This is a genomic window from Variovorax sp. UC74_104 (assembly GCF_044055375.1).
Lineage (GTDB): Bacteria > Pseudomonadota > Gammaproteobacteria > Burkholderiales > Burkholderiaceae_C > Variovorax.
Genome location: NZ_CP171978.1, coordinates 5,943,949 through 5,956,303, shown reverse-complemented (window position 1 = coordinate 5,956,303; position 12,355 = coordinate 5,943,949). Strand labels below are relative to the sequence as shown.

Genomic DNA, 12,355 nt, shown 5'->3' with positions numbered 1-12,355 from the left:
AACACTCGATGCAGCGTAAAGCCGAACCACCAAATTCCTCCTGAATTGGACGAAACGATGCGTACAGCCGGTCGATACCGAACGGCCGCATCAGACCTGAAACTGGAGAACCCTGAATGAAGAAAACCCTCACGGCATTCGCTGCCCTGGCCGTCTGCGGCCTGGCTTCTGCCCAATCGTCAGTCACGTTGTTCGGCGTCGTGGACGCCGGCCTGACCTACCAGTCGACGACCTCGCGCGACGCCGTCACCGGCGCGTCCGTCAAGCAAAGCAAGACCAGCCTGGGCAACTCCGCCTACAACTCCAGCCGCATCGGCTTTCGCGGCACCGAAGACCTCGGCGGCGGGCTTGCAGCGAGCTTCTGGCTCGAAGCGCCCATCACCAACGACGACGGCGCCACCGGCATCTCCACCTTCGCGCGCCGCTCCACCGTGAGCCTGTCGGGTGGCTTCGGCGAGCTGCGCCTGGGCCGCGACTACACGCCCACCTTCTGGAACGACACCGTCTTCGACCCGTTCGGCACCAACGGTTCGGGCACCAACGTCATCAGCACCGTCAGCGGCAACACCACCATCAACAACACCAACTACGTGCGCGCGAGCAACTCGATCGGCTACTTCCTGCCGCCGAACCTGGGCGGCTTCTACGGCCAGTTCCAGTACAGCCTGCACGAGAACGCCAGCACCAGCGCCACCAGCACCACGGCGGCCACCAGCAGCAGCGCGGGCCGCTACGTCGGCGGGCGCTTCGGCTACGCCAACGGCCCGCTGGACGTCGCGCTGGGCGTGGGCCAGAGCATCGCGGCGGACACCACCACGCTGGAGCGCAAGGTGCAGACCATCAACCTGGGTGCTTCGTACGACTTCGGTCCGGTGAAGCTGTTCGGGGAGCTGTCGAACGTGAAGAACAAGTTCGACACGGCGCTGGGCAACACGCACGACAGCTACAACGGCTACCTGATCGGTGCGACGGTGCCGGTGGGCGCGGGGCTGATCCGCGCGTCGTACTCGCAGGTTCGCTACAACGAGGGCGCGGCCGGCATCTCGGGCGAGGACCCGCTGGCGCGCAAGTTCGCGATCGGCTACGTGCACAACCTGTCCAAGCGCACGGCGCTGTACGCGACGGTGGCGCGGGTGAACAACCGCAACGACGTGAACTACACGGGCAGCCTGGTGTCGGCGAGCACCACGGGCTACGGCAGCACGGGCACGGGCTACACGGGCCTGCCGCGCTCTTCCACCGGCTACGACTTCGGTATCCGGCACGCGTTCTGATCCTCTGACCGCATGAGGATGTGACGGGGCAGCGCGGCCGCCGCAAGGGCGCCGCGCTGCCCGTTCCGGTCGCGCAACGGCTTGCGCGGACTCCGGAACACGCTGCATCCGGGAGGGAACTCGGCGCAGCGAGGAGAAGGTGCCGCAGTTTCAAGGCAGGTGAAATGAACAAACAGACATTCGCGCCCGCGCGCTGGTTGCGCGCGTGCGCCTTCCTGCTCCTCGCGCTCGGCTCGCTCGCGGCGGCGCAGGCGCAGAACAGGATCGAATCGGTCACGGGTTCCATGCAGGCAGGCAGCGAAGTGCTGCGTGTCGACTTCTCCGAACCGCTGGCCGCCGAGCCCAGCGGCTTCGCCATCCAGTCGCCCCCGCGCATCGCACTCGACTTTCCGGGCATGGCCAGCAGCCTCGGCCGCGAGCCCATCGACGTGAGCCAGGGCAACCTGCGTTCGGTCAACGTGGTGCAGGCCGGCGAGCGCGCGCGCCTGGTCATCAACCTGAGGCAGGCGACCGCCTACAGGAGCGAGGTGCGCGGCAAGTCGCTGCTCGTGACGCTGCAGCCCGCCGCGGGCCCGGCGCTGGCGGCGTCCGCGTCGGCCACCTTTGCGGAGAACCGCAACCGCGACGTGCTGCCGCTGCGCGACGTCGACTTCCGCCTGGGCGCCGAAGGCACCGGCCGCGTGATCGTGTCATTGCCCAACGACCAGGTCGGCGTCGACATCCGCCAGCAGGGCAAGGGCCTCGTGGTCGAGTTCACGAAGTCTTCGCTGCCCGAGGGGCTCAACCGCCGGCTCGACGTGTCCGACTTCGGCACGCCCGTGCAGGCCGTGAGCCTGCAGCAGGCCGGCGACCGCGTGCGCATGCTGATCGAGCCGCGCGGCGACTGGGAGCACAGCGCCTACCAGAGCAACAGCCAGTTCGTGGTGGAGGTGCGACCGCGCAAGGTCGACCCGACCAAGCTGACGCAGGGCGTCGGCTACAACGGCGAGAAGCTGTCGCTGAACTTCCAGAACATCGAGATCCGCTCGCTGCTGCAGGTGATCGCCGACTTCACGAACTTCAACATCGTGACCTCCGACTCGGTCAACGGCACGCTCACGCTGCGGCTGAAGGACGTGCCCTGGGACCAGGCGCTGGACATCATCCTGGAGGCGAAGAACCTCGGCATGCGCAAGAACGGCAGCGTGCTGCGCATCGCGCCCGAGGACGAGCTCAACGCCAAGGAGAAGCTCAGGTTCGAATCGCAGGCGGCGATCCAGAACCTGGAGCCCGTGCAGACCCGCTCCTTCCAGCTCAACTACGCGAAGGCGCCGGCCATCGCGCAGAGCCTGACCGGCACGGGTTCGTCCACGGGCGGAGCCGGCGGATCGGCGACCCGCATCCTGAGCGCGCGCGGCAGCGTGATTGCCGAGCCGCGCACCAATCAGCTCTTCGTGTCGGACATTCCGTCGCGCCTGGTGCAGGTGGCGGAGCTGATCCAGAAGCTGGACGTCTCTGTGCGCCAAGTGCTGATCGAGGCCCGCATCGTCGAGGCGTCGGACACCTTCAGCAAGTCGCTGGGCGTGAAGCTCGGCGGCTCGGTCAAGGGCAGCAACAGTTCCATCGGCACGCAGCCGACCACCTCGAGCGACGGCACCACCACCTTCTCCGGCAACTCGACCAGCAACTTCATCAACCTGCCCGCCACCAGCTCGAGCGGGTCGAGCGTCGGCACCTTCGCCGTGTCGCTGTACAACTCCAGCCTGTCGAAGATCCTGAACCTCGAGATCTCGGCGCTGGAGGACGAAGGCAAGGGCAAGGTGGTGGCCAGCCCGCGCGTGGTGACCGCGGACCAGACCAAGGCGCTGATCGAGCAGGGCACCGAGCTGCCCTACCAGTCGGCGACGTCGAGCGGCGCCACCTCGGTGTCGTTCCGCAAGGCCAACCTGAAGCTCGAAGTCACGCCGCAGATCACGCCCGAGGGCAACATCATCCTGACGCTCGACGTGAACAAGGACTCGGTCGGCCAGTCGACGAGCGCGGGCTACGCGATCAACACGAAGCACGTGCAGACCGAAGTGCTGGTCGAGAACGGAGGCACGGTCGTGATCGGCGGGATCTTCGAGCTGACCGACAACGTCGACGAGTCGCGCGTTCCGGTGCTGGGCGAGATACCGGTGGTCGGTGCCCTGTTCCGCTCGCGCAGCCGCACGTACAACAAGACGGAGCTGCTGGTCTTCATCACGCCGAAGATGATCACCGACCGGACTGCGCTGCGTTGATGCCGGCGCGAGGCTGCCGGCCAGCCCCGCGCGCTACAGGCGCTTCATGGCCATCTTGTGGTTCCGGGCCTTCGTCGCCGCCTCCGGTTGCCACTGGACCCGGATCTCGGGTGCCCGGATCCTCCTGCTCCACCCAATGCCTCCCGGCGCCATGGGCCGCCGGGCCCGCAGCCAATGGCCCTCCACGAGGTGCCCGAACAACCCCTTTTCCGCGGTACCAGCGTGGGCGGCGGGCAGCGGCCGGAGCTCGTCGCTACCGATTCCCGTAGGCCTCAGTCGGGTTTTGTAATCTAGTGTTTTTAATTGCAACGAGTGTTATATTTTCCCAGAAACAATCATTTAACACTTAGGCATTCGATTGGAGGCGGCCGTAAAGGCTTTCCGCAGGGTGCCTTTCCGATGGGAGCTCCGGAATTGCAGTTCAAACCGCAAGAAAGCCCCAGGTTGGTGCGCTCGGCGCTGGTCACCGCATGGCTGCGCCCGAGCCGCCGATGAGCTCTCCAGCCACCTTGCCGCGCGGCCGCCGGCCGTTGCTGAGCTTCAGCGTCGAAGGCCTGCCCGCCCGCGACGAGCTCCTCTTCAAATCCCTCGTCCGGCTGCTCGATCACCGCACCCAGCAGCACTGGGCCTGGCAGGTCGAGGGCGCCGACCTGCGGGTGGTGGGCGACCGGCTTCCGGAGCCGCCCGCCGAAGCCGACGACCGCTCGGCGCCGCTGCTGACGATCGGCGAGAACCCGCCGTCGCGCGGCCCCTTCCTGCGCCTGCCGCTGCATGCCGATGCGCTCGAGACCATGCTCAACCGGCTCGGTGCGATGGTGATCCATGCCCGCGAACTCGGCCTTGCCGCGTCCCGCGACCGCGCCGCCGAGCGTGGCGAGGAATACCGGCTGCTGCGCTGGCCTTCGCTCGCGCTGCTGGAGACCACCATGCACATGAAGCTCGCCACGCTGCTCGCGAGCCGGCCGGCGTCGCTGCAGGCGCTTCAGCAGAGATCGGGCGCCAGCGCCCAGGAGTGCGCGGATTTCATCGCGGCGCTCGAGAAGGCGGGATTCGTCACGGCCAGCAACAGCAGCGGCAACAGCAGCAGGAGCGACGGCACCGGCTTCGCGGCCAGCCGCGCGCCCGAGTCGATCTGGCCCGATTCGCAGGCCTCGACGGGCAGCGATGCGTCCCTTGTTCCCACGGTGGCGCGCGACACCGTGCAGCCGGGCCTGCTGGCGCGCATCCGCAGCCGCCTCGGGCTGCTGGCCTCCGGACCGAGGGCCTGAAGCGATGGGCCTGCGCCACATGACATCGACGACATCGACCGGCCCTGAATGAGCGTGGAGCACAAGATACTTTTCACCGGCACCATGGGTGCGGGCAAGACCACCGCCATCGCGGCCGTGAGCGAGATCGCGCCGGTGCGCACGGAGGTTCGCAACAGCGACACCTCGGTCGCCAAGGCCACGACCACCGTCGGCCTGGACTACGGCGAACTCACGCTGGACAACGGAGAGAAGCTGCGCCTGTACGGCACGCCGGGGCAGATGCGCTTCGACTTCATGTGGCGCATCCTCGCGCGCGGAGCGCTGGGCCTCGTGATCCTGGTCGACAACAGCCGCCCCGATCCGCTGGCCGATCTCGAGGTCTACCTCGACGGCTTCTCCGAGCTCATCGACAGGACCGCCTGCGTGGTCGCGGTGGGCCGCACCGAGACCCACCCCGAGCCGGGCCTCGACGCCTACGCCCAGCGCATGCAGGACAAGGGCGTGCTGCGCCCCGTGCTGCCGGCCAACGTGACCGATCCGCAGCAGGTGGTGCAGCTGCTCGAGTTGTTGCTGCTGCAGCTGGAAGCCTGAGCGCCGCGCCGCCTCTTTTCCTTCCTTTTTCCTTTTCCTTTCTTCCTTCGCCGGACCCGAGCCACATGAACATCTCCCCCCGCATCAAGGACGCCGCCGAGACTGCCGTGGACACGCTCATGCGCGAGATCAAGGGCGCCAAGGCCGTGGTGATCGCCACGGAAGACGGCCTGGAGCTGGCCGCGCGCACCGAGAACAACGCGCAGGTCGCGCGCCTGTCGGCCATCGCGAGCTCGCTGGCCGCGCTCGGCGCCGTGGCCGGCGAGGAGAGCGGGCTGGGGCAGTGCGAGAACGTGGCGATAGAGACCGCGCTCGGCCACATCCTGATGCTGCAGGCCCGCAACGCAGAGGCCGACCTGATCGTGAGCGTGGTGACGGGCAAGGACGCGCTGATCGGCCAGGTCCTGTACTTCTCCAAGCAGGCGACGCTCGCGCTGCAGCGCGCCTGAGAGCCCGAGCGCCCGACGCGTCCACAGCCTTTCAAAAAGCGGCCGCCGCTCATCACTCGCCCGGGTGGCGGCCGATTCTCAGGGCGATGCACTACGAAAGACTTCGATGGCAAATATCAAGCAATCCATGGACGAACTGATGACGATCGACGGTGCGCTGTGCGCTGCGCTGGTCGATTCCGGCAGCGGCATGATCCTGGGGCAGGTCGGCTCGGGCGTGGACCTGGAAGTTGCCGCCGCGGGCAATACCGAGGTAGTGCGCGCCAAGCACAAGACCATGAACGCGCTCGGCCTGAACGACGTGATCGAGGACATCCTGATCACGCTCGGCCGCCAGTACCACATCATCCGCCCGCTGCAGAAGCACGAGGGCCTGTTCGTCTACCTGGTGCTCGACAAGTCGAAGTCCAACCTCGCGCTCGCGCGCCGCAAGACACAGGACGTGGGGCAGGCGCTCGCGGTCTGACGCGGCGAGCCGTCGGCTCGGGCTCCATGAAAGCGGACCGGACCCGAGCGCTTCAGCGCGTCGTCTTCGGCCGGTTCGATCCGCCGGGCGCGCGCTTGCAGCTGCCCGCGCGAGGGCCGGAGCCGGTTGCCGTGATCTGCGCGAGCGTCGAGCGGCCGTAGTTACCGCTTGCCGCTGTGCCGCGTTGTGCGCACGTGTCGGTGCCCGCCAGGAAGATGCCGGCTGCCAGCGCACCGAAGGCCAGCAGCCCCGCAAGACGCTGCGGCCATGCGGACTTGCGGTGGTGCGGCAAGGCGCGGGAGATCGACTGCTCCCTGCCGCTGCCTCGGACGCGAACGGTGGGTTCCGGGGTGAAGCCGTCGAGGCGAAACGCTCGGAATGCGTCGTGCGAGTTGCGATGCCGAAGAGTCGTCATGACCGGCATCGTGGACTTCAAAGGGGGAGAAAAATTGGACGGCCGCGACGGTGCCCCCGCATCCCCGAAGCCTTCTTCAGACGATCCGCACCGAGAGCTCGGGCAGCCGGTCGATGTGGATCTCTATGAGGTCGCCGCGCACCACCGGCCCCACGTTCTCCGGCGTGCCCGAGTAGATGATGTCGCCCGGCTTCAGCTCGAAGGCCTGCGACAGCCGGCTGATCTGCTCGGCCACCGACCAGATCATGTGCCTGAGCGTGGCGTTCTGCTTCGTCTGCCCGTTCACCTTCAGCCAGATCGCGCCGTCGGTGAAGTGGCCGACCTTCGCCACCGGATGGATCGGCCCCACGGGCGCCGAATGATCGAAGCTCTTGCCGATTTCCCAGGGCTTCTTCTGGTCGCCCATCTCGCGCTGCAGGTCGCGCCGCGTCATGTCCAGGCCCAGCGAGTAGCCGTAGACGTGGTCGAGCGCCGAGCTCGTCGGGATGTTGCGCCCGCCCTTTCCGAGCGCCACCACCAGTTCCACCTCGTAGTGGTAGTTCTTCGTGAGCGTGGGGTAGGGATGGTCGGCCACCGTGCCGGGCGTCACGACCTGGATCGCGTCGGCCGGCTTCTGGAAGAAGAAGGGCGGCTCGCGGCTCGGGTCCGAGCCCATCTCGCGCGCATGGGCCTCGTAGTTGCGCCCGATGCAGTAGATGCGGCGCACCGGATAGACCTGCTCGCTGCCGACGATCGGAATGGTCGATGCGGCGACATCGAACGGCGTGGCCTGTGCGCGAGAGGCCCCGGCGGGCAGCGCGCAGCCGGCGATGGCGCCCGTGGCCATGGCGGCGGAACCGGCCAGCAGGCCGCGGCGGGAAGTGATCATGAAGTCTCCTTGGTCTTGTGGAATGCGTGCGCCGTGCCCCTCACGGCCGTTCGATTCTGGGATGCCGGGCGAGCGGGCCACCGTACGCATCTACGCAAAAACAGGACGCAACCCATGCCGGGCACGCCACCGGCCCGCGCGCTTCACCGCGCCACGAAGGGCGGCAGCCGCCGGGGGATCGTCTGCGCCTTGACGATGGAGGTGTTGGTCTCGGCCTTCTGCGCGATGCGGTCGAGGATGCCGTCGAGCTGCTCGAGCGACTGCAGGAACAGCCGCGCGACGAAGCAGTCTTCTCCGGTGATCTTGTCGCACTCGCAGAACTCGGGCGTGCCCACGATCAGTTCCTGCACCGCCTGCAGCTGACCCGGCAGCGGGCGGATGCGCACGATGGCCTGGAACTGGTAGCCCAGCGCCTTCGGGTTCACCTGGAGCGTGTAGCCGCGTATCACGTCGCGCTCCTCGAGCCGGCGCAGCCGCTCGGACACGCTGGGAGAAGACAGCCCCACGTGATGGGCCAGCTCCTTCAGCGACATGCGCGCGTTGTCCGCCAGGGCCAGCACGATGGCTTCGTCCGTTGCGTCGAGCATTTGAGGGTTCTCCGGTGAATGGGTCTTGCTGGCTAATTTTCGAAGGCCATTGGCGGTTCTGGCCTTGTTCGAAGCATATCCAGGCGACGCAATACATGGCACTCTTGTTTCCCCGAACAGAGCGAACAGAGAAGGCAACGGACAGAGATGCAGACGCAGCTTCGCGGCGCGCTGGAGATGAGCGCGGCCATGGTGATTTCCGGAACCATCGGGTGGTTCGTCGTGCGCTCCGGCCAGCCGCTGCCCGACCTGCTGTTCTGGCGCTGCGTGTTCGGCGCGGCCACGCTGCTGGTCGTGTGCTTCGCGCTGGGGCTGCTGCGGCGCGGCCTGACGCTGCGCCAATTCGCGTTGGCCGCGTTCGGCGGCGTGGCGCTGGTCGTCAACTGGGTGCTGATCTTCGCCTCGTTCTCGCACGCGTCGATCTCGATTGCCACGGCGGTCTACAACACCCAGCCATTCATGCTGGTCGCGCTCGGCGCGCTGCTGCTCTCGGAGCGGCTGACCGCGATGAAGGCGATCTGGCTGTGCATCGCCTTCGCCGGGGTGGTGCTGGTGGCGCAAGCCAAATCAGGCGGAGGCGCCGGCGGTTCGTCCTATTTCATCGGCGTGCTGATGGCGTTGGGCGCGGCCTTCTGCTACGCGGTGGCGGCTCTGGTCGCGAAGAAGCTCGACGGCATCGCGCCGCATCTGATCGCGCTCATACAGGTGTGCGTGGGCATCGTGATGCTCGCGCCCTTCGCCAATCTCAAGACGCTGCCCACCGACGCGGCCACCTGGGGCGTGCACCTCGCGATGGGCGTGATCTACACGGGGCTGGTGTTCGTGCTGCTGTACGGGGCGCTGCAGAAGCTCTCCACGCCGGTGGCGGGCGCCTTGTCGTTCATCTATCCGCTGGTGGCCATCGGCGTCGACTACGTCGCCTTCGGCCAGCGGCTGGGCGCATTGCAGGTGGTGGGCGCGGCGGCCATCCTGATCGCCGCGGCGGGCATGACCTTCGGATGGACCTTGCCGGGCCTGCCGCGACGCGCGCCCGCTACCGGAAAGAGCTGACGGCGACAGCTCCTCAGGACGCCGCCGCGACGCCGCTGCGCCTGTAGAACCGGGCCGCCAGCCGCTTCACCAGCAGATAGAACAGCGGCACGAAGAAGATCCCCAGCGCCGTCGCCGCCAGCACCCCGCCGAACACGCCGGTGCCGATGGCCACCTGGCTCGCCGAACCCGCGCCGGTGGCCAGTGCCAGCGGCACCACCCCGGCCAGGAAGGCCAGCGAAGTCATCAGGATCGGACGCAGCCGCAGGCGCGCGCCTTCGGCCACCGCGTCGAGCAGCGGCATGCCGCGGCGCAGCGCCGCTTCGGCGAACTCGATGATCAGGATCGCGTTCTTCGCCGACAGCCCGATGGTCGCGAGCAGGCCGACCTGGAAGTAGATGTCGTTCGAGAGGCCGCGCAGCGACGCCGCGATCACCGCGCCGAGCACGCCCAGCGGAATCACCAGCATCACCGAGAACGGCACAGACCAGCTCTCGTACAGCGCCGCCAGGCAGAGGAATACGACGAGGATCGACAGCGCGAACAGCAGCGGCGCCTGCCCGCCCGAGAGCCGCTCCTGGTAGGAGAGGCCGCTCCATGCGTGGCCGGTGCCGCGCTGCTTCTTCGCGATGGCTTCGACCGCGGCCATCGCCGTGCCCGAGCTCGTGCCGTGCGAAGCCGCGCCCTGGATCTGCACCGCCGGCAGGCCGTTGTAGCGCTCCAGCTGCGGTGCGCCCTGCGACCAGCGCGTGGTGGCGAAGGCCGAGAACGGCGTCATCGCGCCGGTGGCGCCGCGCACGAACCACTGGCGGATGTCGTCCGGGTCGGAGCGGTAGGGCGCGTCGGCCTGCACGTACACGCGCTTGACGCGGCCGCGATCGATGAAGTCGTTGACGTAGCTGCCGCCCCAGGCGATGCCCAGCGTGGTGTTCACGTCGTCCAGCGACAGGCGCAGCGCTGAGGCCTTGAGCTGGTCGATGTCGATCTGCAGCTGCGGCGTGCCGGCCACGCCGTTGGCGCGCACCGACTGCAGCCGCGCGTCCTTGCCCGCGTCGCGCAGCAGCGACTCGCGCGCCTGCACCAGCTTCTGCGCGCCCATGCCCGAGGTGTCCTGCAGCCAGAACTCGAAGCCGTTGGACTGCCCCAGCCCCTCGATGGGCGGCGGCACCATGCCGTAGACCTCGGCGTCGCGCTGCTGCTTGCCCAGCACGGTGCCGGCACGCTCGACGATGGCCTGCGCGCGCTGGTCGGCACGGCCGCGCTCGGACCAGTCCTTGAGCGAGACGAAGGCCATGCCCATGTTCTGACCCGAGCCGCCGTAGCTCCAGCCCGAGAGCGTGAAGATGGTGTCGGTCGTGTCCTTCTCGGTTTCGAGGAAGTGCTTCTCGACCATGCGGTTCACGGCGTCGGTGCGGCTGATCGTGGAGCCCGCCGGCAGCGTGAGCTGCACCATCGCGCTGCCCTGGTCCTCCTCGGGCAGGAAGCCGCCCGGCAGGGCGAGGTAGAGCGCGCCCATGCCCGCCACGATGGCCGCGTACACGGCCGTGAAGCGCAGCGGCTTGCGCAGCATGCGCCCCAGCAGGCCCACGTAGCGGCCCTGCGCCGCGTCGAAGCTGCGGTTGAATGCGCCCAGGAAGCCGCGCGTGCGCGGCGCGTCGCTGGCCCGCAGGAAGCGCGCGCACAGCGCCGGGATGAGCACGATCGCCACCACCACCGACAGCGCCATCGACGCGATGATGGTCACGGAGAACTGCCGGTAGATCACGCCCACCGAGCCGCCGAAGAAGGCCATCGGCAGGAACACCGCCGACACCACCACCGCGATGCCCACCAGCGCGCCGGTGATCTCCTTCATCGACCTGATGGTGGCGGCCTTCGGGTCGAGCCCTTCCTCGTGCATCACGCGCTCGACGTTCTCCACCACCACGATCGCGTCGTCCACCAGCAGGCCGATGGCCAGCACCATGCCGAAGAGCGTGAGCACGTTGATCGAATAGCCGAAGGCCGCGAGCACGCCGAAAGTGCCCAGCAGCACCACCGGCACGGTGATGGCCGGGATGACCGTGGCGCGCCAGTTCTGCAGGAACAGGTACATCACGACCACCACCAGCGCGATGGCCTCCAGCAGCGTCTTGATGACCGACCTGATCGAGATCTTCACGAAGCGCGTGGTGTCCTCCGCGTAGGCCACGCGCAGGCCGGGGGGCAGCGAGGGCTCCATCTCGGCCATGCGCGCCTTCACCGCGCTGGCGGTGGTCAGCGCGTTGGCGCCGGGCGCCAGCATGACGGCCGCGCCGGCGGCGGGGTGGCCGTTCAGCCGCGTGGTCTCGGCGTACGACTCGCTGCCCATCTCCACGCGCGCCACGTCGCGCAGGCGCACCACGGCGCCGTCGGCCTGCGTCTTCAGCACGATGTCGCGGAACTGCTCGGGCGTCTGCAGCCGCGACAGCGCCGTCACGGTGGCGTTGAGCTGCTGCTTCGCGGGCGAAGGCCGGGCGCCGATCTCGCCCACCGACACCTGCGTGTTCTGCGCGGCGATGGCGGCGGTCACGTCCGAGGGCATCAGCTGGTAGCTCGCGAGCCGGTGCGGGTCGAGCCAGATTCGCATCGCATAAGAAGCGCCGAAAGCCTGCATCGAGCCCACGCCGTCGACGCGGCTGATGGGGTCGCGCAGGTTGCTGGCCATCCAGTCGGCCACGTCGGTGTCGGTGCGGCGGCCGGTCTCGTCGTAGAGCGCCACGATCAGCAGGAAGTTGTTCTGCGACTTCGCGACCGTCACGCCCTGCTGCTGCACCGCCTGCGGCAGCCGGCTCGTGGCCTGGCTGACCTTGTTCTGCACCTGCACCTGGGCGGTGTCGGGGTTGATGCCCTGGCGGAAGGTGACGCTGATCTCGGCCCAGCCGGCCGAGCTGCTGGTCGACTTGAAGTACAGCAGCCCGTCGATGCCCTTGAGCTGCTGCTCCAGCACCTGTGTGACGCTGTTCTCCACCGCCTGCGCAGAGGCGCCGGGGTAGTTGGCCGAGACCACGACGGTGGGCGGCGCGATGTCCGGGTACTGCGACACCGGCAGCGTGCGGATGGCAACGCCGCCGGCCAGCATGATCAGGATGGCGATGACCCATGCGAAGACGGGCCGCTGGATGAAGAAATTGGCGATCACTTGCG

11 protein-coding genes are annotated in these 12,355 nt (G+C 68.1%); 7 read left to right on the top strand and 4 right to left on the bottom strand.

The features are described 5' to 3' along the window. The first annotated feature begins 116 nt into the window (after positions 1–116). The 6 genes from ACHMXA_RS28005 (at position 117) to ACHMXA_RS27980 (ending at position 6,291) form a co-directional block, all read left to right on the top strand. A complete protein-coding gene (locus ACHMXA_RS28005) occupies positions 117–1,274 on the top strand; it encodes a porin (protein ID WP_395317178.1) in 1,158 nt (385 codons plus the stop codon). Positions 1,275–1,438: 164 nt separating this feature from the next. Then, entirely contained in the window at positions 1,439–3,535 is a 2,097-nt protein-coding gene (gene pilQ / locus ACHMXA_RS28000) for a type IV pilus secretin PilQ (protein WP_395317177.1), read from the top strand. A gap of 491 nt (positions 3,536–4,026) precedes the next feature. Further along, complete coding sequence (locus ACHMXA_RS27995) at positions 4,027–4,803, top strand: hypothetical protein (RefSeq protein ID WP_395317176.1); 777 nt, start codon at positions 4,027–4,029, stop codon at positions 4,801–4,803. A gap of 54 nt (positions 4,804–4,857) precedes the next feature. Continuing rightward, positions 4,858–5,376 carry an ATP/GTP-binding protein gene (locus ACHMXA_RS27990; protein WP_093307454.1) on the top strand — a complete coding sequence of 173 codons (519 nt, stop codon included), beginning with the start codon at positions 4,858–4,860 and terminating at the stop codon, positions 5,374–5,376. 65 nt (positions 5,377–5,441) lie between these two features. Beyond that, positions 5,442–5,825 (top strand): roadblock/LC7 domain-containing protein, encoded by a 384-nt coding sequence (locus tag ACHMXA_RS27985; protein WP_176663185.1) that lies wholly within the window; start codon positions 5,442–5,444, stop codon positions 5,823–5,825. A gap of 106 nt (positions 5,826–5,931) precedes the next feature. Then, positions 5,932–6,291, top strand: a complete 360-nt coding sequence (locus tag ACHMXA_RS27980) for a hypothetical protein (protein WP_176663184.1) — start codon at positions 5,932–5,934, stop codon at positions 6,289–6,291. 52 nt (positions 6,292–6,343) lie between these two features. Here ACHMXA_RS27980 and ACHMXA_RS27975 read toward each other — a convergent pair whose 3' ends face one another. The 3 genes from ACHMXA_RS27975 to ACHMXA_RS27965 form a co-directional block, all read right to left on the bottom strand. Then, positions 6,344–6,715 carry a hypothetical protein gene (locus tag ACHMXA_RS27975; RefSeq protein ID WP_395317175.1) on the bottom strand — a complete coding sequence of 124 codons (372 nt, stop codon included), beginning with the start codon at positions 6,713–6,715 and terminating at the stop codon, positions 6,344–6,346. 67 nt (positions 6,716–6,782) lie between these two features. Then, the gene (locus tag ACHMXA_RS27970) at positions 6,783–7,574 is read right to left on the bottom strand and encodes a fumarylacetoacetate hydrolase family protein (RefSeq protein WP_395317174.1); all 792 of its coding nucleotides are present in this window, start codon (positions 7,572–7,574) and stop codon (positions 6,783–6,785) included. Positions 7,575–7,717: 143 nt separating this feature from the next. Continuing rightward, positions 7,718–8,161, bottom strand: coding sequence for an Lrp/AsnC family transcriptional regulator (locus ACHMXA_RS27965; protein ID WP_176663181.1), 444 nt, complete (start codon positions 8,159–8,161; stop codon positions 7,718–7,720). A gap of 147 nt (positions 8,162–8,308) precedes the next feature. On the opposite strand from ACHMXA_RS27965, the gene ACHMXA_RS27960 reads away from it, so the two are divergent. Next, entirely contained in the window at positions 8,309–9,211 is a 903-nt protein-coding gene (locus ACHMXA_RS27960) for a DMT family transporter (RefSeq protein WP_395317173.1), read from the top strand. 13 nt (positions 9,212–9,224) lie between these two features. Here ACHMXA_RS27960 and ACHMXA_RS27955 read toward each other — a convergent pair whose 3' ends face one another. Continuing rightward, positions 9,225–12,350 (bottom strand): efflux RND transporter permease subunit, encoded by a 3,126-nt coding sequence (locus ACHMXA_RS27955; protein WP_395317172.1) that lies wholly within the window; start codon positions 12,348–12,350, stop codon positions 9,225–9,227. Positions 12,351–12,355 lie beyond the last annotated feature (5 nt).

Coding starts and splice junctions, on each gene's coding strand:
- ACHMXA_RS28005 (WP_395317178.1), top strand. CDS start 117: ATGAAGAAAACCCTCACGGCATTCGCTGCCCTGGCCGTCTGCGGCCTG.
- pilQ (WP_395317177.1), top strand. CDS start 1,439: ATGAACAAACAGACATTCGCGCCCGCGCGCTGGTTGCGCGCGTGCGCC.
- ACHMXA_RS27995 (WP_395317176.1), top strand. CDS start 4,027: ATGAGCTCTCCAGCCACCTTGCCGCGCGGCCGCCGGCCGTTGCTGAGC.
- ACHMXA_RS27985 (WP_176663185.1), top strand. CDS start 5,442: ATGAACATCTCCCCCCGCATCAAGGACGCCGCCGAGACTGCCGTGGAC.
- ACHMXA_RS27980 (WP_176663184.1), top strand. CDS start 5,932: ATGGCAAATATCAAGCAATCCATGGACGAACTGATGACGATCGACGGT.
- ACHMXA_RS27975 (WP_395317175.1), bottom strand. CDS start 6,715: ATGCCGGTCATGACGACTCTTCGGCATCGCAACTCGCACGACGCATTC.
- ACHMXA_RS27970 (WP_395317174.1), bottom strand. CDS start 7,574: ATGATCACTTCCCGCCGCGGCCTGCTGGCCGGTTCCGCCGCCATGGCC.
- ACHMXA_RS27965 (WP_176663181.1), bottom strand. CDS start 8,161: ATGCTCGACGCAACGGACGAAGCCATCGTGCTGGCCCTGGCGGACAAC.
- ACHMXA_RS27960 (WP_395317173.1), top strand. CDS start 8,309: ATGCAGACGCAGCTTCGCGGCGCGCTGGAGATGAGCGCGGCCATGGTG.